Source organism: Paraburkholderia sp. RL18-085-BIA-A (genome assembly GCF_046027075.1).
In the GTDB taxonomy this organism is placed as follows: domain Bacteria; phylum Pseudomonadota; class Gammaproteobacteria; order Burkholderiales; family Burkholderiaceae; genus Paraburkholderia.
In genome coordinates, this window is the sequence record NZ_JARESU010000022.1 from 46134 (window position 1) to 69066 (window position 22933).

General features: G+C 60.9%; 16 protein-coding genes. 7 read left to right on the forward strand and 9 right to left on the reverse strand.

The features are described 5' to 3' along the window. Positions 1-5 precede the first annotated feature (5 nt). Positions 6-2504, forward strand: coding sequence for a glycogen/starch/alpha-glucan phosphorylase (locus P0D89_RS17285; RefSeq protein ID WP_408376935.1), 2499 nt, complete (start codon positions 6-8; stop codon positions 2502-2504). 54 nt (positions 2505-2558) lie between these two features. Here the strand turns inward: P0D89_RS17285 and P0D89_RS17290 are convergent, their stop codons facing one another. Together P0D89_RS17290 and P0D89_RS17295 are read right to left on the reverse strand one after the other, a co-directional pair. Then, positions 2559-3554 (reverse strand): 2-hydroxyacid dehydrogenase, encoded by a 996-nt coding sequence (locus P0D89_RS17290; RefSeq protein WP_408376937.1) that lies wholly within the window; start codon positions 3552-3554, stop codon positions 2559-2561. Between the two features lie 26 nt (positions 3555-3580). After that, on the reverse strand, positions 3581-3847 hold the full coding sequence (locus P0D89_RS17295) for a hypothetical protein (RefSeq protein WP_408359224.1): 267 nt from the start codon (positions 3845-3847) through the stop codon (positions 3581-3583). 488 nt (positions 3848-4335) lie between these two features. On the opposite strand from P0D89_RS17295, the gene ptsP reads away from it, so the two are divergent. Further along, complete coding sequence (gene ptsP, locus P0D89_RS17300) at positions 4336-6873, forward strand: phosphoenolpyruvate--protein phosphotransferase (protein ID WP_408359222.1); 2538 nt, start codon at positions 4336-4338, stop codon at positions 6871-6873. A gap of 23 nt (positions 6874-6896) precedes the next feature. Beyond that, complete coding sequence (gene ptsG / locus P0D89_RS17305) at positions 6897-8675, forward strand: PTS glucose transporter subunit IIBC (RefSeq protein WP_408359220.1); 1779 nt, start codon at positions 6897-6899, stop codon at positions 8673-8675. 617 nt (positions 8676-9292) lie between these two features. Here the strand turns inward: ptsG and P0D89_RS17310 are convergent. Together P0D89_RS17310 and P0D89_RS17315 are read right to left on the reverse strand one after the other, a co-directional pair. Then, positions 9293-11365: a glycogen debranching protein gene (locus P0D89_RS17310; protein ID WP_408359218.1), complete on the reverse strand. Its 2073-nt coding sequence runs from the start codon at positions 11363-11365 to the stop codon at positions 9293-9295. Positions 11366-11372: 7 nt separating this feature from the next. Continuing rightward, on the reverse strand, positions 11373-11621 hold the full coding sequence (locus P0D89_RS17315) for a glycogen/starch/alpha-glucan phosphorylase (protein ID WP_408359216.1): 249 nt from the start codon (positions 11619-11621) through the stop codon (positions 11373-11375). A gap of 385 nt (positions 11622-12006) precedes the next feature. Here P0D89_RS17315 and P0D89_RS17320 point away from each other — a divergent pair, with 385 nt between their 5' ends. Continuing rightward, complete coding sequence (locus P0D89_RS17320) at positions 12007-12510, forward strand: hypothetical protein (protein WP_408359214.1); 504 nt, start codon at positions 12007-12009, stop codon at positions 12508-12510. 204 nt (positions 12511-12714) lie between these two features. On the opposite strand, the gene P0D89_RS17325 is transcribed toward P0D89_RS17320, so the two are convergent. After that, positions 12715-13539, reverse strand: coding sequence for an alpha/beta fold hydrolase (locus P0D89_RS17325; protein ID WP_408359212.1), 825 nt, complete (start codon positions 13537-13539; stop codon positions 12715-12717). 195 nt (positions 13540-13734) lie between these two features. Next, positions 13735-14382: a cysteine hydrolase family protein gene (locus P0D89_RS17330; protein ID WP_408359210.1), complete on the reverse strand. Its 648-nt coding sequence runs from the start codon at positions 14380-14382 to the stop codon at positions 13735-13737. Positions 14383-15016: 634 nt separating this feature from the next. On the opposite strand from P0D89_RS17330, the gene P0D89_RS17335 reads away from it, so the two are divergent. The 3 genes from P0D89_RS17335 (at position 15017) to dmeF (ending at position 17751) form a co-directional block, all read left to right on the forward strand. Continuing rightward, positions 15017-16012, forward strand: coding sequence for a ferritin-like domain-containing protein (locus P0D89_RS17335; RefSeq protein ID WP_408359208.1), 996 nt, complete (start codon positions 15017-15019; stop codon positions 16010-16012). Positions 16013-16489: 477 nt separating this feature from the next. Beyond that, on the forward strand, positions 16490-16765 hold the full coding sequence (locus P0D89_RS17340) for a metal/formaldehyde-sensitive transcriptional repressor (RefSeq protein ID WP_408359288.1): 276 nt from the start codon (positions 16490-16492) through the stop codon (positions 16763-16765). 5 nt (positions 16766-16770) lie between these two features. Then, the gene (dmeF, locus tag P0D89_RS17345) at positions 16771-17751 is read left to right on the forward strand and encodes a CDF family Co(II)/Ni(II) efflux transporter DmeF (protein WP_408359206.1); all 981 of its coding nucleotides are present in this window, start codon (positions 16771-16773) and stop codon (positions 17749-17751) included. A gap of 342 nt (positions 17752-18093) precedes the next feature. On the opposite strand, the gene P0D89_RS17350 is transcribed toward dmeF, so the two are convergent. The 3 genes from P0D89_RS17350 to P0D89_RS17360 all read right to left on the reverse strand — a co-directional run bounded on the left by P0D89_RS17350 (position 18094) and on the right by P0D89_RS17360 (position 22402). Beyond that, entirely contained in the window at positions 18094-18717 is a 624-nt protein-coding gene (locus P0D89_RS17350; protein WP_408359204.1) for an MlaC/ttg2D family ABC transporter substrate-binding protein, read from the reverse strand. Positions 18718-19458: 741 nt separating this feature from the next. Continuing rightward, the gene (locus P0D89_RS17355; RefSeq protein ID WP_408359202.1) at positions 19459-20235 is read right to left on the reverse strand and encodes a sulfite exporter TauE/SafE family protein; all 777 of its coding nucleotides are present in this window, start codon (positions 20233-20235) and stop codon (positions 19459-19461) included. Positions 20236-21043: 808 nt separating this feature from the next. Continuing rightward, on the reverse strand, positions 21044-22402 hold the full coding sequence (locus tag P0D89_RS17360) for an esterase-like activity of phytase family protein (protein ID WP_408359201.1): 1359 nt from the start codon (positions 22400-22402) through the stop codon (positions 21044-21046). Between the last annotated feature and the right edge of the window lie 531 nt (positions 22403-22933).

Below are 22933 nucleotides of genomic sequence, written 5' to 3' on the forward strand. Positions count from 1 at the left end.
AAACCATGGCCGCAGATCTGCCCGCCAAAGCATCCGGCAGCGCCGAACCCGCGCGAAGCGGACTGGATGCCGACGCGCTGCAGCGCGACGTCGTCGACAATCTCATTTGCCGGCAGGCCCGCTTTCCGGCCATCGCCACCCCGCACGACTGGTACATGGCACTCGCTTACAGCGTGCGCGACCGCATGCTGGCCCGCTGGGTGGCGACCATGCAGACCTATGCCGCACGCGACGTGCGAGTTGCCTGCTATCTCTCCGCTGAGTTTCTGATCGGGCCGCAGCTTGGCAACAACATCGTCAATCTCGGCATTGAGGCCAATACGCGCGCAGCCCTGCTGGCGCTCGGCCAGGACCTCGACGTGCTGCTCGCGCTGGAAGAAGAACCAGGGCTCGGCAACGGCGGGCTTGGGCGGCTCGCTGCCTGCTATCTGGATTCGCTCGCCACACTTGAAACTCCGGCAATCGGCTACGGCATCCGCTATGAGTTCGGCATCTTCGATCAGCAGATCCGTGACGGCTGGCAGGAGGAAGTCACCGACAAGTGGCTGCAAAAGGGCAATCCCTGGGAGATCGTCCACCCGGACGTAACGTGCTATGTGTCCTTCGGCGGCCGCACGGAGAACGAGACCGACGCGCAGGGCCGTCTTCGCGTGCGCTGGATACCGGCGAACAAGGTCAAGGGCGTTGCCTGCGACATCCCGATCCTCGGCTTTCGCGTCAACACTTGCAACATGCTGAGGCTATGGAAGAGCGAGGCTGTAGAGTCGTTCGACTTGCAAGACTTCAACGCCGGCGATTACTACCAGGCCGTGCAGGAAAAAGTGATCTCCGAGACGCTGTCGAAGGTGCTTTACCCGAACGATGAGCCCGAAGCAGGTAAGCGCCTGCGTCTTGCGCAGCAGTACTTCTTCGTTTCATGCTCGCTTCAGGACATGCTTCGACTGCTCGATCTGAAGGGCGAACCGACGTCGCGGTTCGCCGACATGTTCGCGGTGCAGTTGAACGATACCCATCCGGCGATCGCAGTTGCCGAGCTGATGCGGCTACTGATCGACGAGAGGCAACTGGGGTGGGACGAGGCATGGGACATCACCCGGCGCTCACTGGCCTATACGAACCATACGCTTTTGCCCGAAGCGCTGGAGACCTGGGGGCTGCCGCTTTTCCGGAGCCTGCTGCCACGCCCGCTCGAGATCATCTATGAAATCAACCGCCGGTTTCTCGACGAACTCCGGCAGCGCTACGCCGGTGACGAGGCGCGCGTGGCCCGGATGTCGCTGATCGACGAACGCGGCGAGAAGCTGCTGCGCATGGCTAACCTGGCGACCGTCGGCAGCCATGCGGTGAATGGCGTAGCCGCGCTGCACTCCACACTCCTCAGGCAGACGGTGCTGCGGGATTTCGCCGAACTGTGGCCTGAGCGGTTCCACAACGTCACGAACGGCGTCACCCCACGCCGCTTCATGTTGCTCTGCAACCCCAAGCTCGCGCGGCTGCTCGACGAAACCGTTGGAGAAGGTTGGATCACCGACCTCACCCGGCTACGGGGACTCGCAGCCCATGCCGACGACGCGGCCTTCCAGGAGCGGTGGTGTCGCGTCAAACTATCAAATAAGGAAGTACTGGCAGCGCGGATCCGCAGCGCGACAGGTATTGTCGTCGACCCCGGTATGTTGTTCGACATCCAGGTCAAGCGCATTCACGAATACAAGCGCCAGCATCTGAATGCACTCTTCATCGTCAGTCTCTATCAACGCCTGCGGCGCGATCCGCAACTGGTGTGCGCGCCCCGCTGCTTTGTGTTCGGCGGAAAGGCGGCGCCGGGCTATGCGATGGCTAAACTGATCATCCGCCTGATCAATGGTGTGGCCGAAGTGGTGAACAACGACCCGGCAGTGAACGATCGACTGAAGGTCGTGTTCTTTCCTGACTTCAACGTCAAGAACGCGCACTTCATCTATCCGGCGGCGGACCTCTCCGAGCAGATCTCAACGGCCGGCAAGGAGGCATCGGGCACCGGCAACATGAAGTTCATGATGAACGGCGCGCTGACAATCGGCACACTGGATGGCGCCAACGTCGAGATCCGCGAAGAAGTCGGCGACGAGAATTTCTTTCTCTTCGGTCTGACGGCGGAGCAGGTCGAGCGCGTGAGGCGCGAGGGCTACCGGCCGGAAGACTACGTGAACGGGAACCCGGAACTGCGTGAAGCCTTGGCGCTGATTGCCGAGGGGCACTTCTCGCGCGGCGACCGCGACATGTTCCGTCCGTTGGTGGAGAATCTGCTCCGCGTCGACCCATTCCTCGTGCTAGCCGACTATGCCGACTACGTGGCATGCCAGGAGCGCGTGAGCGCCGCCTGGCAAGACCCGCAACGCTGGGCTCGCATGTCCGTCCTCAACACCGCCTACGCGGGCAAGTTCTCGTCCGACCGTGCGATCGGCGAGTACTGCGAGCAGATCTGGAAAATCCGCCCTGTGAAGATCGCGCTGGACCGGCTTTGACGCACCCGCACCCGAGCCTGCCCGCAGGCCCGTTCCATCTGCCGCGCGCCGCGTTCAGTTCGCGCTGATTTCGTTCGAAAGCGCGCTGCCCGTCTCGAACTCCGTGACGCTTTGCAGAGTCGTCGCGCAGATCGTCGTTACCGCCTCGCGCGTGAGAAAAGCCTGGTGGCCCGTCACGATCACATTCGGGAACGTGATGAGACGCTGGAGTGTGTCGTCGGAGATGATGGTGCCGGACAGGTCGCGGAAGAACAGGTTCGCCTCCTGCTCGTACACATCGATTGCAAGCCCGCCCAACTGCCCGCTCCTCAGCGCGGCGATGACCGCCTCGGTGTCGATGAGCCCGCCTCGGCTCGTGTTGACCAGGAGCGCGCCGGGCTTCGCGCGCGATAGCGTGTCGGCGTCGATGATGTGATAGGTGTCGGGCGTGAGCGGGCAATGCAGCGAGATGATGTCCGCGCTCTCGCCGATTTCCCCCGGCAGCGCGTAACGCGCGCCCAGCGCCTCGAATTCCGGCGACGGAAACCTGTCATAGCCGATCACGTTGCAGCCGAATCCCACCATGATTTTGCTGAAGACGCGCCCGATCTTCCCCGTGCCGATCACAGCAACCGTTTTGCCGCACAGGTCGAAGCCCATCAGACTGTCGAGGGAAAAATTGAAGTCACGCGTGCGATTGTAGGCACGGTGAATCCTGCGGTTGATCGCCATCACCAAGGCGACGGCATGCTCGGCCACCGAGTTCGGCGAGTAGTCCACCACCCGCACCACCTTGATCCCGAGATCCTGCGCGGCTTTCAGATCGACGTTGTTGAAGCCGGTGCAGCGCAGCGCGACCAGCTTCGTGCCGCCCCGCTCGAGCGCCTGCAGCACGGTGGCATCCGCCCGGTCATTGACGAAGATGCACACGGCGCCGTGCCCCGCCGCGAGGCCGACCGTCTCGACGGCGAGGGAAACGTCGAAGTACTGCAGGCGATGGCGGTGCGCCGCGTTCGCGGCATTCAGATACTCGCGGTCGTAGGGCTTCGCGCTGAAGACGGCTATGTCCATCGTGTGCCTCCGTGGCTGGTCGAGGTTCATCTCAGCGCGATCCCGGCGGTCTCGATGAGCCTGGGCGACGGCCGCACGATATTGGGCTTGATCAGTGCGCTAAGGACATACAGAAAGACGATCGACCCCGCGACGCCGAACGGATACGCGGCGCTGTAGCGCACGGTGGGGCCGTCGCTCTTCATCGCAGCCGTCGCCGCTTGCCGCTTCACGCCGAAGAGCGATACCCACGCGGCCGTCAAAAACGACGTAAAAATCAGCTGGGTTTCGAACAAGGTCCTGACTGCATCCATGGCAGTTCCTTTCGAGGCGCAAGGACGCAACGGCGAATAGAATCGTCGCTCCCGGAACGCCGCCGACGCGCTCGACATCCGCCCGGTCATACTGCCAGGGATTAAAGCTTCTCGACCGTCTGAAGGCGAACTTTCAATGTAGTTTCAAACAGATCGAAAGACAATGCGACCATGGTCCGATGCCGTGACAGTGGTCGCCAATGAAGCCGGTCCGGCTCAGCACGTAAGCTCGCCACTCCGATCGATTCGCAAACGGACCTCAAGAGAACACGAGCGCATTAATTCGGTCAGCGAATCACCAACTCGTTGCCTATGATTTAGCTAGGCTGGCCTCAGTCCTCCGCAGCGCAACTCCCCGGCAAGCCTAGGGTTTTACCCTATTCCGATAGATCCCCTGAGCTTATGGCCATCCACGACAGCGAAGACCGGGCTCGCGGCGCTCAACTCGAAGTGTTTCAACCGGGCGTCAAACAAAAGGAGTCGCGCAGATGAAAGCCCCTCAGCGTCCAATACGCATCGAGTTGACGGCGCCGCTCTCGGGCGTGATGGTGCCGCTTGCAACCGTGCCTGATCCCGTCTTCGCGCAGAAAATGGTCGGCGACGGCATTTCGATCGACCCGATCTCGGACGAGCTGCTCGCCCCGCTCCCCGGCAAGGTCACACAACTGCACCGCGCGAACCACGCCGCAACGATTACGGGCGAAAGCGGGCTCCAGGTGTTGCTGCACATCGGGCTCGATACGGTGATGCTGCGCGGCGAGGGCTTCACCCCACTGGTTAAGGAAGGCGACATGGTCGCAACAGGCCAGCCGCTGATCCGTTTCGATCCGCTCGTCGTCGGTGCGAAGGCGGCGAGCCTGCTCACGCAGATGGTGATCGCCAACGGCGATCTCGTCACGCGCTACGTGCCCGCGACGGGACTCGTCACCGCGGGCAAGGACACGGCGCTGTCTCTGGAACTCGTCGGCAGCGAGCCCGCGGAAGAGACGGGCAGCACGGCGGGCGCGATCGTCTCCGACGAAGTCACGCTGCCGAACCCCGCGGGCCTGCACGCGCGGCCCGCCGCGGTCGTCGCCGTTGAAGCGAAAAAGTATAAGTCCGACATCCGCCTGCTGCGCGGCGGCGACAGTGCGAACGCCAAGTCGGTCGTGTCGCTCATGGGGCTTGCGACGAAGTTCGGCGACAAGGTCCGCGTCCAGGCGGCCGGTCCCGACGCGGGCGAAGCCGCCGCCGCGATCGCGCGTTTGCTGGCAGCAGGTTCGGGCGAAAAACCCGGCGACGCACCCGCTGCCGCACCGGCTGCGGCCTCACCTGCCCCCGTCGCCGCCAGCCGCACGGCCACCGCGGACGCCAACGAACTGACCGGCGTATCGGCCTCGCCCGGGCTCGCGGTCGGCAAGATCGTGCAGTTCCGCCAGGAAGTCATCGACGTTGCGGAAGCGGGCGAATCGCCGCAGCGCGAACGTGCGCGGCTCGAATCGGCCCGGCACGAAGCGCGTCAGCAAATCGAGGCGGTCAAAGCCAAACTCACCGATCCCTCGAAGGCGCAAATCCTCGACGCGCACCTCGAACTGCTCGAAGACCCCGACCTTAGCGACCTCGCAATCAGCGAGATCAGCGAAGGCAAGAGCGCGGGCTTCGCATGGCGCGCTGCTTTCGAGAATCAGGCGCGCGCGCTCGATGCGCTCGACAATCCGCTCCTGCGCGAACGCGCCGGCGACATCCGTGATGTCGGTCGCCGCATGCTGGCACTGCTTGCTGGCGTGAAGCAGGCGCAGATCGAAGTGCCTGCCGATTCGATCCTGATCGCCGAGGAGCTTTCGCCGTCCGACACCGCCTCGCTCGATCGCAGCAAGGTGGTCGGTTTCTGCACGACGACCGGCGGCGCCACGAGCCACGTCGCGATCCTCGCGCGCTCGCTGGGTATCCCGGCGATTTGCGGCATCGACGAGGAGGCGCTTCAGCTTGCCAATGACACGCTCGTCGTGCTCGACGGCACGCATGGCAGCTTGCGTCGCAATCCCAGCGCCGGGGAGCTCGAGCAGGCGCGCGAACGCATCGGTCGGCAGACGGCCAAACGTGAAGAAGAGAAGCTCGCCGCGAGCAAGCTTGCCATGACGGCCGACGGTCATCGCGTCGAGGTGGTCGCGAACATCCGCAATGCACAGGAAGCGCGCGATGCAGTGTTGGCCGGCGCCGAAGGGGTGGGCCTGCTGCGCTCCGAGTTCCTGTTCGACAACCGCGACACCGCGCCGTCCGAGGACGAGCAGGCCGCGCAATACTGCGCGGTGGCCGAAGCGCTCGGCCGCGAACGTCCACTCGTGGTCCGCACGCTCGACGTCGGCGGCGACAAGCCGCTTTCCTACCTGCCGCTGCCCGAGGAAGACAACCCGTTCCTCGGCCTGCGCGGCATACGCGTGAGTCTCGACCGCCCGGACATCTTCCGCACGCAACTGCGGGCGATCTTGCGCGCCGCGTCCATCGGCAATCTGCATGTGATGTTTCCGATGGTCGCCGCGATCGAGGAAGTGCGCGCGGCCAGGAAGATCCTGCTGGAAGAGGCCGGCGATCGCGCGAGCAGTGTCAAGATCGGCGTGATGATCGAAGTGCCGTCCGCCGCGCTGATCGCCGAGCCACTCGCACGCGAAGTCGATTTCTTTTCGATCGGCACCAACGATCTGACGCAATACACGCTCGCGATGGACCGCGGGCATCCGAAGCTCGCGAGGCAAGCCGACGCGCTGCACCCGGCGGTGCTGCGCCTGATCGGCATGACGGTCGATGGCGCGCACAAGCATGGCAAATGGGTCGGAGTCTGCGGCGGCATCGCGTCGGATGCGATGGCGGTGCCCGTGCTCGTCGGCCTCGGCATCGACGAACTGTCGGTCAGCATTCCCGCCGTCGGGTCCATCAAGGCCCAGCTCGCGAGGATCACGATGGACGAAGCGCGCAAGCTCGCCGCCAGCGTGCTGCAACTCGGCACCGCTGCCGAAGTCCGCGCCCTCCTCACCCCCTACGCCGAATAAGCTGGCCCAGCGGGAGATCAACCATGTTCAAGAACGCGTTCGGAGTCGTGCAGAAGGTCGGCAAATCGCTGATGCTGCCCGTTGCCGTGCTGCCCGTGGCCGGACTGTTGCTCGGCCTGGGCGCGACCGACTTCCACGGTTACGTGCCGCTCATCGTGCTCGCGCTCATGAAGAACGCGGGCGACGTGATCTTCGGCAACCTGCCGCTGATCTTCGCGATCGGCGTTGCGCTGGGTTTCACCGAGAACGATGGCGTTTCAGGCGTCGCCGCGACGATCGGCTACCTGGTCATGACAGCGACCCTGGGCGTGATCGCCAAGGCGGAAGGCGTCGAGCCCGACACGATCATGGGCATTCCGTCGATCCAGACCGGCGTGTTCGGCGGCATCCTGGCGGGCGGCCTGGCGGCATGGATGTTCAACCGCTACTACAGGATCGCGCTGCCGGCCTATCTCGGCTTCTTCGCGGGCAAGCGCTTCGTGCCGATCGTGACGGCGATCGGTGCAATCGTGCTCGGCGGGATCCTGTCCGTCGTGTGGCCGCCGATCGGCAGCGCGATCAAGGCATTTTCGCAGTGGGCGGCGGTTTCGGATCCGCGCACCGCGGCGACGGTCTACGGCTTCGTCGAGCGTCTGCTGATTCCGTTCGGCCTGCATCACATCTGGAACGTGCCGTTCTTCTTCGAGGCGGGCAGCTTCATGGACCCGACGACCGGCAAGGTGGTTCACGGCGACATCGGCCGCTTCTTCGCGGGCGATCGCACCGCCGGCATCCTGGCGGGCGCGTTCCTGTTCAAGATGTTCGGCCTGCCGGCCGCAGCGATCGCAATCTGGCACTGCGCCAAGCCGGAGAATAAGGTCGTCGTCGGCGGCATCATGGTCTCGGCCGCGCTGACCTCGTTCCTCACCGGCATCACCGAGCCGATCGAGTTCGCTTTCCTTTTCGTTGCTCCGGTCCTTTACTTCATCCACGCGTGCCTCGCGGCGACAGCGCAGTTCGTGGCCAACACCCTGGGCATGCGCATGGGGTTCACTTTCTCGCAGGGCGGCATCGACTTCCTGATGTTCAACCTGATCGGCAACAAGGCGACTCACGCCTGGTACGTGTTCATCCTCGGTCCGATCTACGCCGTCATCTATTACTGCGTGTTCCGCTTCGTGATTACCCGCTTCAACCTCAAGACGCCGGGCCGCGAGGACGACACAGTCGAAGCAACCGCAGTCGGCACGAGCGGGGTTGGAGGACGTTCGCGCGATCTCGTGCTCGCCTTCGGCGGCCGTTCCAACATCAAGAGCCTGGACGCCTGCATCACGCGTCTGCGCATCACGGTGGACAATCCGGCGCTCGTCGACGACGGCAGGCTCAAGGCGCTCGGTGCAGCGGGCGTGGTGCGCGTCGGCAACGGCGTGCAGGCGATCTTCGGGCCGCTGTCGGAGAACATGAAGACCGACATGCAGGAATACCTGAAGACGGCAGGCAGCGACGCTGAACTCGCGCCGGCCGGTACGCCTGCTGCTGAAGCCGCGGCTCCGGTTGCAGCGGCCGCGGTTTCAGCGGCCAGTTCGACACAGCAAACGGCGCGTGCGGAAAAGATCCGCGCAGCGCTCGGTGGCGCCGCCAACATCCAGAAGCTCGAAGCGCTTGCCGCCACGCGCCTGCGCGTCGTGCTGTCCGATGCGTCCCGCCTCGACACCGCAGCGCTGAAGGCGGCCGGCGTCCCCGCGACGCAATCCTTCAGCAGCGGCGAGTTGGATCTGATCGTCGGTCTCGATGCGGAAAATCTGGCTGGCGCGATGCGATAAGCGCGGGCAATGACGCCCGTGCCGACGGGGCGATTCTGGCGGAATCAGCAGACGCCTGACACTGCTGTCAGGATGCCACCACCTCGCCTGGACTGAGACCTTCATCGAGTTGGCCACGCAGTTTCCGATCGCATCGAGTTATACCACCCCGAGATCGACGCGTAGGAAGGCAACAAGCTCTCAGCCCGTGCCGCGATTGCGCCTGGTCGAATGGAGGCAGCCCGACTTACGTAGTCGCGCGCCTCTCCGCGATTGCTGACATCGACAAGCCCCTCTGGTCTCGTACAGCTGTCGCAAATCACCGTGAGTCGCGTAGAAATGCCGATAGACCCGGATAAGGCCAGCCTGGTGCTCAAGGCATTGGTTCCCGGCTGCCGCCCCAAGGACTGACAGCCGCGCTCGACGTGCTCCAGGCGAAAATGCGGCCGGCCGGCGGATCGCGGGATACAAGGCTCAAACCTGACAGGCCGGCGCCGCCGAAATCGGTGTGAGTGGCAACACGCAGACTGGCGAATCGACCGTGACCAGCAAGGGAAGCGTGGTCAATCCCGGCACTGGCGATGCATTCGCCTTGAACAATGGCGACGTCTACGCCGGGCACGGCAGCAACGGCAACATCACCCCTCTTCGAGAACGACGACACTGCGTGGTTGCACGGTACATGCGCCGCTTTCGACGTTCGCGTCGTCGGCGCGCGAAACGATATCGCGCGGCGGTGCGGCCGCGGTATCGACAATGCGCCGCCACTGCCGCTTTTCTTCGAGAACAGGAAGCGCGACCACACGCGCGGCATCGCCCATGTTGAACGCAACATTCAGCATCGGCTCGCCGGGCGACCTCCCGGCGAGCGTGAAAGCGAGGAGACGGCCCTCGGCATCGCCAAATTCAGGAGCGTTCAGGCACTCGCCATGCCAAGCGACATCCGGATGCGTTTGCCCGTTCGACGGACGCCCGGTCAAGAAACGCCGGTGGCGCAGGCACGCATGGCGCTTGCGCAATGCGATGAGCTCACGCGTGAAGCGCAGCATTCTGCAAGCACGATCCGGGAGCCGCCAGTCTACCCACGACAGCTCGTTGTCCTGGCAAAAGGCGTTGTTGTTCCCATGCTGGCTTCGCAGGAACTCGTCGCCCGCCAGGATCATCGGCACACCCTGGCTCAGGAGCAGGATCGCCATGAAGTTGCTAGCCTGACGCTGGCGCAGTTCGATGATCTGCGCATCGTCTGTCGCGCCTTCGGCGCCGCAATTCCACGACAGGTTGTCGTTGCTGCCGTCCCGGTTGTCCTCTCCATTGGCCTCATTGTGTTTTGCGTTATAGCTGACGAGATCGCTCAGCGTGAAGCCATCGTGACATGCGAAGAAATTGATGCTGTTGGACGGTAGCCTCCCGTCGTCCTGATAGAGATCGGCGCTTCCCGCCACACACGTGGCGACCTGCCCAACGAGTCCAGGGTCGCCTCGCACAAAACGGCGGATCATATCGCGGTAACGTCCGTTCCATTCCGCCCATGCCATGCCGGGAAACGCCCCCAAATGATAGAGGCCCGCCGCATCCCACGCCTCTGCGATCAGCGACACGCGAGACAGTGCGGGCGAGGACTCGATCGTCCACGGCAGCGGGGGCACGGTCATCAATTCGCCGCGCGAGCCGCGTGCAAAAACGCTCGCAAGGTCGAACCGGAAGCCGTCGACGCCCAGTTCACGCACCCAGTATTCGAGGCACTGCACAATGAATGCGCACACCAGCGGATGATTGCAGTTCACCGTATTGCCGCAGCCCGTATAGTCGCGGTAAGGCTCGCCGACGGTCGGATCGAAATGGTAGAAGATGTCGTTCGCGAGAACCTTGAAGTTGATCACCGGGCCAGTCGCGCCCGCTTCCGCCGTATGGTTGAACACCACGTCGAGCAGTACGCTGATGCCCGCCGCATGAAAGGCGTCGACGAGCGAGCGGAACTCCTGCGGTCCCAGTTCAGGTTCGACACAGTAGCGCGGGTGCGCGCTATAAAAGCTATGGGTGCTGTATCCCCAGTAGTTGCGCAAGCTCCTCGCCGCCACTGCGGGGGGGACGTCCTGCTCGTCGAAAGCCATCACCGGCATCAGTTCCACATGCGTCACGCCGAGTTGCTGCAGATAGGGGATTTTTTCGATCAGACCCGCGAATGTGCCGGGATACCGGACACCGCTCGAAGGATGCCGGGTAAAGCCGCCGACGTGCAGTTCGTAGATGATCGCGTCGTCCAGCGTGCGGACGTTCGCAGCGTCGGGCGCGCAGATCGGTTCCGTGACGATGGCCCTCAATGACGCGCGACTGGTGTCGGCCGGATCTGCAGATCGCTGTCGGCTCCAGAGGCGATCGCTCACTGCGCGCGCGTGAGGATCGAGAAGCTCCATGCGGCCCGCGGATTCGTCGCTGATCTGCGGCAGGTCGTGCGGGCCATGCGCGCGCCACGTGTAATAACAGTGCAACGGCAGATCTTCCACCAACACATGCCAGTAGAAAAACGTGCGATTGGATTCGGGCGCGAGCGAGATCACCTGAAACGGCTCCGGACTGTCCGGACCGGCGTAAAGGAGAAGTTCGACTGCTGTTGCGTGGCGGCAGAACACGCAGAAATTGACGCCGCCGGATACGAGCGTCGCGCCAGATGGGAATCTTGAACCCGGCTGCAATGCATAGCTGCGTTTCATCGCGGCTTTATGGCTCGGCAAGGTTCACTTTCATCGCGCGAGCGTCCCAGATGCGCTCGCAGTACTTGCGAATCGCTCCGTCGGAAGACAAAGGCCCCGAGCGCGCCACATTCGTGATCGGCATTCGGGTCCATTGCCGTGCGTCGTGGCGCGCAGCGCTCACCCGTTCCGCTTCGTGCCGGCACACGTCGCCGTGATTTTCGCTCGACGCGCTCTCTGCCTTGCGAGCAGCGTTGACTGTGGCGACATCGTTCATGATTGCTCCCTCGCATTGTGCCAGCACGCGTGCCAGCACGGTACCACCGGTCGGCGATTTCGACTCGTCCGGCACCCGGCTGACGCTTTCGAACGGTCCGCGGCTTCGCCGTTGTTTTGATGCAGTCCCGCAGGTTCGCTTTTTTTTGCCTATAGGCCTCTTCTGCACTATGCAATGATATGTTGAGCAAGGAGGTTTGCAAGAAAATCCCCACGGCCGTCGTTGAACGGCTCACTGGTCAATAGGGCTATCCCAGCTTCATTGTTGCAAGCGTGGCGAATACGTCTGACAGCAACTCACGCCTGCATTCGTTCATCAAGCCGCGGCACAATGCTCGACGAGAACGGAGACTGCCAGGCCCGATCACCCGTAGCGGAGTACTTCCATGCTGAACCGACTTGCATTCTTGACCGTGTGTACCACGGTGTTAGTGCTCATGGGTTGTACCGAGCCGCATCGGCAGGTCGAGGCTGGGGCGGACCAGTCCGAACTCGTTGCCCGCCTGGGTCCGCCCAAGGAAACGTACGATCTGCCGAACGGCGGCAAGCGCCTGATGTGGCCGACTCAACCCATGGGTATGACGACAACCGCAGCCGACATCGACGCGTCCGGCAAAGTGCTCAGTGTTCGACAAGTACTTCGCGACAGCGAGTTCCATCGAGCGGAGGTGGGAAAGTGGACCCGGGAAGACGTGCTCGTGAACTTTGGCCGCCCTTTCGAAACCTCCTACTTCAAGCGAACTAACAGAGAGGTGTGGTCATACCGGTACCTGGAGAACAACATCGAACATCTGATATACAACTTTTACTTCGACGATCAGGGGGTTCTGCGACAAACGCAGCGGTCGTCCGACCCACAATTTGATCCAAGCCAGCGCAACCTGTTCTAGTGACAGCAGGCAGGGAATCTCCTCATCCCACCGCGCTCACTCGAATCTGGCGCGCTCCACTTTCTTCGGCGGCTTGCCGAATCGTACGACGCATCTGACCTGAGTCGGGCGAACTGAGTGGAGCATTGCGCATGTGCTGACCGGTCGAATCCACAAGGTAGAACAGTCGTTTGCTCGACCCAGCACACCAGGATTCCTGACGATTCAGGAATTGATGAAAGCCAGGAGATCCGCATTGATCGTATCGGCTTGCGTGGTGGGCATGCCATGCGGGAAGCCCTTATAGGTTTTCAAGGTGCCGTTCTGCAGCAATTTCGCGCTCAACGGCCCAGAGTCGGCATAAGGTACAATTTGATCATCGTCGCCGTGCATCACTAACGTCGGGACTGATATCTTCTTCAGGTCCGCGGTGAAATCCGTCTGGGAAAAGGCCACGATCCCATCGTAGTGCGCTTTGGCCCCGCCCTCCATTCCCTGACGCCACCAGTTCATGATCACGCCTTCGGACGGTTTGGCCCCCGGACGGTTATAACCGTAGAAAGGCCCGGCAGCGACATCCCGGTAAAACTGTGAGCGGTTGTTGGCGACCTGCGCCTGAAATCCGTCAAAAACATCCTTCGGAAGACCTTCCGGGTTACTAGCCGTCTTCACCATGAGCGGCGGCACAGCGCTGATCAGCACCGCCTTGGCTACGCGACTTTCGCCGTGACGCGCGAGATAGCGAACGACCTCGCCGCCCCCGGTCGAGTGGCCTACGTGGACTGCATTTTTGAGGTCAAGATGCTCGGTAACGGCTGCGAGATCGTCGGCATAGTGATCCATATCATGACCGTCGGCGGTCTGCGTTGATCGCCCGTGGCCCCTACGGTCATGCGCGATGACACGGAAGCCGAGGTTCAGAAAGAACATCATTTGGGCATCCCAATCGTCGGCGCTCAGTGGCCATCCGTGTGAGAAAACTATGGGCTGCCCTGTTCCCCAATCCTTGTAGAAGATCTGAATGCCGTCTTTGGTCGTGATCGTGTTCATTGTCATTCTCCTTGCTAAGGCGATCTTTCAATGAAAAATGAACCATCGGCGTAAACTCGTGCGCCATGAGACATTGCAACGGGAAAAGCAGGCTGTCGGCAGTCCGTCCGCTAAGCATGCCGGGGCCTTGCAACTGGGCGAATGCGCTTTTTAGGTCAACAGTCTATTCAACTGTCAGCCGATCTTACTTGTGCGTCATTCCATTAACGCCACAACCTCGTCGGTAGTCACCACGCCGTGCGCGAGAAACGCATAGTTGATCATCGCCGCCTTGTATCCGTCGCCCCAAACGGGATGTCGCGGTCCGGCGGTGGCATCGCTAACAACATATACCTCGAATCCCTGTTCGAGCAGATCACGCAGATGTGATTCCACGCACATGTTGGCAAGCATGCCGCCCAGCACCACCCTTCTCACTCCGCGCTTGCGCAGTTGAAGGACGAGATCGTTGGTCTGCGGTCCGAAGACCTTGTGCGGACTTACAACAATCGTCTCACCGTCGTTGATGTAAGGCTTGAATTCGTCGGGCCAGTCAGCACCGGAGCCTTCGAATCCTTCCAGACTCAACTGACCACTCCGCGAAAACGTGCCGGTAGCGAATTCATCTGCCTCCAATGGTCCATTGAATTTCCATGCCCGATCGGTCGGGAAAAAGTAATGTGGTGATATAAAGACCGCAAACTTTGCGGACTTTGCCGCCTTGAAGATTCGCAGCATGTTTTCTACCGTCTTGTTCTCTGTCACGCTTGCCCCCACCGCGCCCCAGTTCTTGCCATTCTTGCTTAGGACATCGACTTGCGGGTCGATGAAAACCACGGCTGTCTCAGTTCGGTCAAAGGACACTTCTGACCTCCAATAGAGTGCATTACAGCTCGCCGACTTTCATCGACTCGAGCCTCTCCGATCAGATTAGGAAACGGAGGACTGGAAAGCAACGAAGGTCCGACAGATTTCGATGGCGCATCCACGTTCCTGCACGCGGGCGCCGAGTGACGGGGCGCTTGATGAGTCCGTATGTTGGCTCCGAGTGCATGCTATTAACAAGCCAATGATTAAGAAGCCAACGCGACCGTTGGGTTCAGGCTGCAAAATGCAATTTCCGTGACAGCCTTTCTCCGCAGAGCAAAAGCCGCGACGAGTCCCCGCGAGATCTCTCCAGCTGCAGGCAGCACGCATGTGTTATCGCGGTGCCCATTTCGCGGCGCGTCCGTTCGGCCACGTGTGCGCAGTTAAGGTCCGCTGTCGGGACGACGTCCGAATGACCGACCAATCGCGCGAACGAATGGCGGTGGATATCCGAAAATCGAGCCGCTCAACGCAGCAGCACATCGGTAAATTCATGCGGCAAAAAGCAACGTTGCGCTCACCGGGCTTATGCCCCTCGTCAGGGGGTCAGATATCGAAGCGCCCGTCCGACACAATGCCCCTCGAGTAGTGTCAGAATTCGTGGTGGCGCATTCACCTGGGAGTCTCCGGAATGAGTGATTCGATCTCTGACACGTTCGCTGTCGAACGACTGATTCAAGGCTTTACCGCACCAGCGCTGCCGCAAGGCAGACCTGACCAGGCCTCCATCGACGTGGCAGACCGCAATGCGCGGCAGTGGACGAGCAACGTCGCTGGACCGCTGAAGCCGGGCTCCGATGAGCATCGCCGCGAGATGTGCCGAATGTTTCGCGAGACCTTCAATCCGTACCGTCCATCGGTGCTCGAATGGCCCCATCTGGAGCCCGACGCGCTCGAGCGAATTGTTTCGCTGCCGATATGGGACATCGCCGTACAGACGGAAGGCAGGGCACGGCTGCGCATGGCAGCCTATGCCGCTACCGTCGACGAGCCTGACGTACGCGAAGCGCTTGCGCTGAACTCATGGGAAGAAAGCCGCCATAAGGAGGTGCTCACGCGGATGGTGGCCGCATACGGCATTCCGCTCGCGAGCGAAGCGCCCTACGTCTATCCCATGGACACCGAATGGGCCTACCTCGTGACGGGTTACAGCGAGTGCATCGACAGTTTCTTCGCCTTCGGCCTGTTCGAGGTCGCCCGACGCTCGGGACTGTTCCCCCCTGATCTGATCGACACCTTCGAGCCGGTTATGCAGGAAGAATGCCGCCATATCCTGCTGTTCGCAAACTGGGTCGCATGGCATCGCGCACAGCTATCCTGGTGGCAGCGCATCCGCCTCGAGCTGAAAGTGGCCGGCGTGTGGGCGTTTCTGGGCTGGGAGAGGATGACCCTTGCGCGTACGCTCGATGCCGAGGGCAACGAGCACAAACACGATAACAACTTCACGGTGAACGGCGCGCAAGCCGTGTCCTCGGTCGAGGTCAGCGTGCGCGAACTGATGACGCTATGTCTCACGGAAAGCGAGCGACGCTTCTCTGGTTACGACCATCGTCTGCTGCGCCCCGAGACGATGCCGAAGCTCGTGCGATTTGCGCTGCGGTTCACGCGTGCGAACAACAAAAATTAGCGGCGCGTGCAGCTGGCGGATTCAACCGGTCAGTCACCGTGGAAGCAGCCTTATGAATACCAGTAAGGGTGTCGGACACCATTCAATGCGACGCTGCGGCTTCAATCGTGAGAAGCCATGAGCACGCCGCGCCTGATTGCATTGATCGGAGCCTGCCACGAAGTCGCGGCATGTCGTGGAACGAAGCTCGTAGATCGAGCAGGCCACCATCGCCAGTGCACAAGGGTTCAACACATCGTTCCTGTCGGCAAGCAAGCGGACGAGAAATTCTGCGCATAGTAGGCGATCGAACGGCGCGGTAAGTGGCTGCACTCTGCAAGATTACGATCGGTCCCTCGCGGACCCGAAGCGGCCTTCTGCCTTCCAGGCGCATGAACTCCCGCTCCTGATTTCATGCAGCCATCGGACTGGAAACGTATCCCGATCGGGTCGACGCAGTTCGTGATATCATCACTGTATACCTATAGGGGGTATCCTATGTCTCATCTATCAGTGCAGAAGGACGATTTGCTGAAGCGCGTCCGCCGTATCGCCGGTCAAGTGCAGGCGGTTGAGCGGTCGTTGGAATCGGAAGCAGACTGCGAAAAGATTCTTCATCTAGTTGCCGCTACACGCGGCGCGCTCAACGGGCTGATGGACGAAATCATTGAAGCGCACGCTCGCGAACATGTCGCGCATCCTGACCTGACGGCCGATCAGCGAAGCAAAGGAGTGGATGCCCTGATCGAAGCCATCCGGCGTTATTCAAAATAGAGCCCATGAACACCCATCTCCACACTTTGCCCGGCGAACACAATCACTCTTTCCTGGGCAGCGCCCATGACGAAAACGCCCGGCGCACAAAATCGGTCGTCGCGCTCACGTTCGTCATGATGGTGGGCGAGATAGCGGCCGGCTACATGACTGGCTCGATGGCGCTGCTCGCCGACGGTTTCCACATGGCGACGCACGCAGGGGCACTTGGGATCGCTGCAGGCGCTTACGCCTACGCAAAGCAGCACTCGGACAACCGAGCATTCAGCTTCGGCACCGGCAAGGTAGGTGAGCTTGCCGGCTTCGCGTCTGCTTTGATCCTGGCCCTCGTGTCACTGGCGATCGCTGTCGAATCCGCGCTCAGACTGCTCCGCCCTACGACCGTCGCGTTCGGCGAAGCAACCATCATTGCATCGGTCGGTCTCGCGGTGAACATTGCAAGCGCTTTTCTACTTTCTGGCACTCACGGTGGCCATGCGCACCACGAGCATCACCACGGACACGATCACCACTCACACGGACACGACAACAATCTGAGATCGGCTTATGTTCACGTTCTCGCGGATGCACTGACGTCGGTATTGGCGATCTTTGCGCTGCTGGCCGGTCGTTATCTCGGATGGGTCTGGCTCGACCCGGTCATGGGAATCGTGGGGTCAGTCGTGATTGCCCGTTGGGCGTGGAATCTCATGCGTGATACGGCGGGGATTCTTCTGGACAAAACCGACGAACACGTTGCTGAAGAAATACGTGAAATCCTCGACGCGAGCGGTGACACGCATATCACTGATCTTCATGTCTGGCAGATTGGACCGCAGGCGCATGCCGCTATCGTCAGCGTCGTAAGCCAGGCAGGCGTGACAGCAAACACGATTCGCGAACGACTCGCGCCGGTTCACGAAATACTTCACCTGACTGTAGAGCAAACCTCGACGATAACGGAAGCGACGCCAATCAGTTCACCTCTGAGGACCGCGGGGCCATAGGCTGGAAGGGAGAATTTTCTTTCGCAGTGGCATATCCCATAAGTTGCATTGCACATTGCGCAAATCTGGCAGCGCTAGCACGTAGATGCATGTGTTACGCCACGCGAACCTCACTTGAACGCCCGCTTCAAAGCGGTACATCGGCCGGTTGATCTTCTCGTCAATCGGCCGATCGATGCCGCTTCCTGGCCAGCTCCAGACCTTTCACAGCCCTCTGGAATTGCCGCCGGCACCATAATGTCGCGGGCGTCGCTCAGCCACTTTCGGCCACGTCCGCGAATCGTCCATTGCGCGACCGAGATCTTGCTGTAAGCGTGCGCCGCCATTAGACCCAGCGGCCACTTACTGCTTGCCCGAAGCGAGTTGCTGGTTGCGCTCGGCGAGAAACTGAATCAGACCGTCGACGCTAGTTTCCCGGATCTTGTCACTGAACTGCTGGCGATATGTCTGGATTAGCCAGACGCCGAGCACATTCAGGTCATACAACCGCCAGCCCTGCGGCGTGCTGTACAGCCGGTAGTCGATCTCTGCTGGCTCGCCGTTCCTGATTGCGATCGTGCGCACCACCACGTCCGTATCGGTTGGAGCGATGTGGATCGGCGGGTAGTCGATCCGTTGGTCTGGACGGAGCTGACCGATAGCACCCGAATACGTGTGGATCAGGAGCAGCTTGAACTGTTCGACCAGTTGCTGCTGCTGCGCGGGCGTAGCCGTGCGCCAGTAACGGCCCATCGCCAGCGACGTCGTGCGGCGAAAATCGGTGTAGGGAAGAATGTCCCTGTTCACGATATCCATGATGCGGGGAATATCGTCTGGCGCGATCGCTTGGGTGCGCACCTCGTCGAGTATCTGTTGCGTCGCGGTCCTGATCAGAAGCTGAGGGTCCGATTGGTCGACTTGCGCGTACGCCACGCCGCCGAAGGAGAACAACGCAGCGCAAAGAGTCAGTAGAGAAAGTGTCTTCATGTGCGGAATCCTGGGTTGGATGCGTTGGCTTACTGCTACGCAAGTATCCTCCATCTACGCCCGAACGCGTCACGGCGGCGCTCGTCGCTGTTTCAAGTCCGAAACTGGCCGAGCAAAGACCGATGTTCGAGGGGTGAGGTCGTCCCAAGGTCGTCGGTCCGAGTGCGGCACAAGTCAACCCGATCGAGCCCTGCAGGTGGTTTCTGTGAACGTCACCACCACGTCCGCAGATTTAGGCGATCGAGATTCATGCGCGAACACACCGCGTCGAGTTGAGCGACGGTGAGCCGGACTGGATGAGCGTCCCGGATCATTACGACGTGGGTGACCCGGAGTGAATGTATTGCGGCTGGAGAGGCGCGGGTGCGACCCGAGAGAGATGAACGCTCAGAGAAGGCGGTTTATCGCAACGGCACATTTTCCACCACGTTCGCGAGACGAACCAACACGCGCCAACAAGAACGCGGCCAACGGATGACCGTCTCCGGCAGAGGCGGAGGTCACCTGGCGCCCCGCTTCAGCCCGTCAACCCAACGGGGCCGCAACAGCGGCTTCCAAAGTACAAAGGCCGCTTTGTGATCGCACACGCAGTGGGTGTCCAGCCATGTTGCGGCCATCCGCGCAAGCAGGACGAAAATGGCGAACGTCCGCTGCCGGGCGGATTCGTTGTCGGGTAGTCCTCCAGGTTCTAAACGGTGGTCAGAACTAGAGGCCAGGCCACGAAAGCACCAACGAACTGTGCTAGAGAATGACCTTGAGGCTGGTGTAGATGAGTCGCACACCGATTACGACAAGGATGATGTACGCGAATTTATAGAAATGCGTGACGTTTAGCCGGCGGTTCAGCCAAACACCTGCACAGATCCCAAATACCGCAACAGGCGTGAGAACGAGGCTGGCGAGTAAAGTCGTGCGGGTGAACAGCCCCAGCATGGAAAAGCTGACTAGTTTCGCCAAATTGACGACCGCGAAAAATGCAGCCGTGGTGCCGGCAAAGCAGCGCTTGGTTAGCTTGTACGGCAACAGATAGATGGCCAGCGCCGGTTCGCCCGCGTTCGCCATGAAACTTGTGAAGCCAGAGGTGGCCCCCCAGAAGATGCTTGAGGCCGGGTGCAAACGATGGTGCTCTTCCCGTGCAGTGCGACGAGACTCCAACCAGCGACGCCGGGCAAAGTCGATTGAGATCACACCGACGCCGAGTCTTAGCCATGCCTCCGAAAGATGGTGTATCGCCAGTGTGCCGAGCCCAGTGCCAACGAGTGCGGCGGGGATGACGATACGCAGCAATGGCCAACTCCATTCGCCGCGATATTGCCAGAGCGTGACCAGATCAGTCAGGCAAAGGATGGGCAAAAGAAGTGTCACCACGAGGGGCACTGGCAAGTGTAGTGCGATAAGCGGAACGGCCACGACGCCGAGGCCAAGCCCGAGACTACCCTTTGAGATGCTGGTCAGCAGGAGTGCCGGAATGCTCGCAACGTAGAACCAGGGGTCGCTGATTAAGGAAGTACCAAGCATCTAGTGAATTTCTGTGCCGACGCGTTACAAACCCGGAGGCGACTATTCAACCGCGGCTGGTCCAGAGGCAGTCGCCAGCTCCGGCACAACTGATCGAGCAGGTCGCATGCGGTGCATGCTTAGATTCGAGGGCGCATTAGTAGCAGTGACTACCGACGCGAATGACAAAACGCAATTGCGGCACTTTCGGGTGGGCGGACCGCTATGAAACCACACAAGCGTAAGAGTTGGCATGCTACATCCACCAGATCACGGACGCAATGATAACGATTATTATTTCTCTTTCGGCCAGCGATTGACCGGATTGTTGCGCGTGGAATGCTATATGGCCGCCCGTAGTGTCGATGTAGCGCCACTCATGCCAGTTGCTTCTTCGGCCTCACGCGAAGCTTTCAATAAAATTGATTGATGCGACGAATCTGAACTTCGAGGGAAGGCCCGTTACCTGTGCGGAACGGACGTGCGACTGTTGCAGCACGGGAGCATCGGATAACCCTTAACGGATTCAGTCCGACGGCGAACCACCCTCATCGCCCCGGAAGACACAGTCGCATAGACTCGGATTGACCATTGGAATGCTTGCGGATCGGGCCTGCGTGTGTTGCACCGGCGGGTGCAATGCACGCAGATGTCACCTTTCAAACGCCGGCCAGTCGACGACGACTGACCAACCGATCAGAACCCGAAAGGATGACGTCCAGAATGATCATGTTCATCCCGGTCATCTTTCACGAAGCTGCACTCCTCGGCGCGGCCGAAATGCCCTGAAAACACCGAAGAACTGCTGCGGCACATAATCCGGCAGATCTTACTTGTCGATCGCGAATACAAAGAACTGATTCGGATTTGCAATGCCAGCGGGATGATTGGAATCGGTAACATTGCCGATAAAGTCATTGTCGTTCGCGATGAGGAAGGTGTGCTTGCGCACGCCGCTCATCGTGATATCAGGGCCGAAGGTCAAACTTTCGAGCTTCGCGGGAATGTCTTTCGCACTGAAGCCATGGTCGGTCAGCACAGCAACCACGTCGAGAAAGAGTGATTTCTGCAGCGCATAAGGCGCGAGGCCCGACTCGCTGCTTGCGTGGCTGACGTCCTGTGCACCATCCAGATCGACCCGAAACACTTTCTTGAACACAGCGGTCGAATCGTCGCCGAGGCCTTTGCCGTCGCGTTCATCCATCAGAAGCACATGGTCGTTGACCGCGACGACATCGCTGATGGTCGGATAGTTCGGCTTCGACGAAGTGCCGATATTGGTGAGCGGATACGCAAACTGCCTGGTCTTGCCCGTGCGCAGATCGATACGGATGATGCGAGTGAAGCCGCCGTTGGTACCGCCGTCCTGCAGCAGCGGACTCTGCATCGCGCCGAACAGCGTGTTGCCGTCGGGTGAAATGGCAAGCCCTTCCATGCCCTTGTTGGCGACGCGGCCGGACGTGTTGGCACTGATTTCAGTGTTGCCCACGGAACTGAGCGTCGATACGGCGAACGAATCGGGCAGCTTGATCACATCGCTCCGACGTCCCGTGCGGCGGTCGAAGCGATAGACGTATGGGCCGTACTCATCGGAAATGAACACGCTCTGGCCGTCGTTGGTCACCCGGATGCTTTCAGGATCGAGGCGCGCATTGAGCGGATTCGTCGACAGGTGCGTGGGGTCGAAGTTATCCGAGCGCCCGGTGAAGTAGTGCGTGTGATTTTTCCCGTTCAATTTCGGCGCGCCGTCCGCCACGCCGGCCGCTGCGCCATTGCCGTACACGAGTTGGTCGGAGGCGTGCAGGAGCGTCGTGTCGATCAACTTTGGCGTGAGTTCGTAAGGCAAGTCCGAACCCCTTGACGCGGTGGATAGCGTCAGTTGGAACGTTTGGAAGCGGTTGATATACGACACTGTTTCGTCGATCGCGGCGTTGTACGAGATTGCGTTGGGGCCACGATCAGGCAAGGCGACGAACGTATTGCAGCCCGCGAAGCTCATTCCCGAGCCGATACCGCCGAACAGATTGCCCGGCGCGCCGTTTTCGAGAGGCGCCGCCGTCTCGCGGGACAGGTCGGAGATCATGCCGCTAATCTGACCTTTCGCGATCAGATCGACGGTGGCGAGAGCGTTCGACGTCGCAAAAAGCGATGCAATCATGGTGAGCACAAGCGGTCTGGATTTCAGCACGGATATCTCCTTCGGATGTTTGGTAGGTGGACATACAAGCTGGCTTTCATACGCTTACGGACAGCCATCGAAAGTTTGGGTAAGTTTCATGTCATCAGGGTGAAATCGAATCTCACGCCATCGTGTTCGTTCGATCGTGGTTCAGGCGATGCGGCACATGCGACCCGCATACGATGGGCGCGCCAGTCTGTGGACGACGCGCCGGAGTTTGGGGTGCCGCTTCGATCGATCAGTCGAACGTGTTGCCTGGATCTACCGCAGATGCGTGCTCAACATCGCGGGCAACAGAGACGCCCGGGCTCGACCAGAGATCGTGCGCGTCGCTAGTCGGAACGTTGGATCTCTGCGTGTAGCGTCGTCGCTGGCAGAGAGAACCTGTCGCGCGCATTGTTCGAATATTTGGGCAATGGCCACCGCTTTGTCCGTGGACGATGCTGGCGCGGTGTCAGGTCGACTCGGCGGTAGAGCGCCCTGGCGGTCCAAATAAGGAGTGTCGGCTGTTGGCCTGAAGGGTGTACAGCGAGCGTCAAC

Bases quoted from the DNA above. Each gene is read 5' to 3' on its own strand.
- P0D89_RS17285 (WP_408376935.1), top strand. From the start codon at position 6: ATGGCCGCAGATCTGCCCGCCAAAGCATCCGGCAGCGCCGAACCCGCG.
- P0D89_RS17290 (WP_408376937.1), bottom strand. From the start codon at position 3,554: ATGGACATAGCCGTCTTCAGCGCGAAGCCCTACGACCGCGAGTATCTG.
- P0D89_RS17295 (WP_408359224.1), bottom strand. From the start codon at position 3,847: ATGGATGCAGTCAGGACCTTGTTCGAAACCCAGCTGATTTTTACGTCG.
- ptsP (WP_408359222.1), top strand. From the start codon at position 4,336: ATGAAAGCCCCTCAGCGTCCAATACGCATCGAGTTGACGGCGCCGCTC.
- ptsG (WP_408359220.1), top strand. From the start codon at position 6,897: ATGTTCAAGAACGCGTTCGGAGTCGTGCAGAAGGTCGGCAAATCGCTG.
- P0D89_RS17310 (WP_408359218.1), bottom strand. From the start codon at position 11,365: ATGAAACGCAGCTATGCATTGCAGCCGGGTTCAAGATTCCCATCTGGC.
- P0D89_RS17315 (WP_408359216.1), bottom strand. From the start codon at position 11,621: ATGAACGATGTCGCCACAGTCAACGCTGCTCGCAAGGCAGAGAGCGCG.
- P0D89_RS17320 (WP_408359214.1), top strand. From the start codon at position 12,007: ATGCTGAACCGACTTGCATTCTTGACCGTGTGTACCACGGTGTTAGTG.
- P0D89_RS17325 (WP_408359212.1), bottom strand. From the start codon at position 13,539: ATGAACACGATCACGACCAAAGACGGCATTCAGATCTTCTACAAGGAT.
- P0D89_RS17335 (WP_408359208.1), top strand. From the start codon at position 15,017: ATGAGTGATTCGATCTCTGACACGTTCGCTGTCGAACGACTGATTCAA.
- P0D89_RS17340 (WP_408359288.1), top strand. From the start codon at position 16,490: ATGTCTCATCTATCAGTGCAGAAGGACGATTTGCTGAAGCGCGTCCGC.
- dmeF (WP_408359206.1), top strand. From the start codon at position 16,771: ATGAACACCCATCTCCACACTTTGCCCGGCGAACACAATCACTCTTTC.
- P0D89_RS17350 (WP_408359204.1), bottom strand. From the start codon at position 18,717: ATGAAGACACTTTCTCTACTGACTCTTTGCGCTGCGTTGTTCTCCTTC.
- P0D89_RS17355 (WP_408359202.1), bottom strand. From the start codon at position 20,235: ATGCTTGGTACTTCCTTAATCAGCGACCCCTGGTTCTACGTTGCGAGC.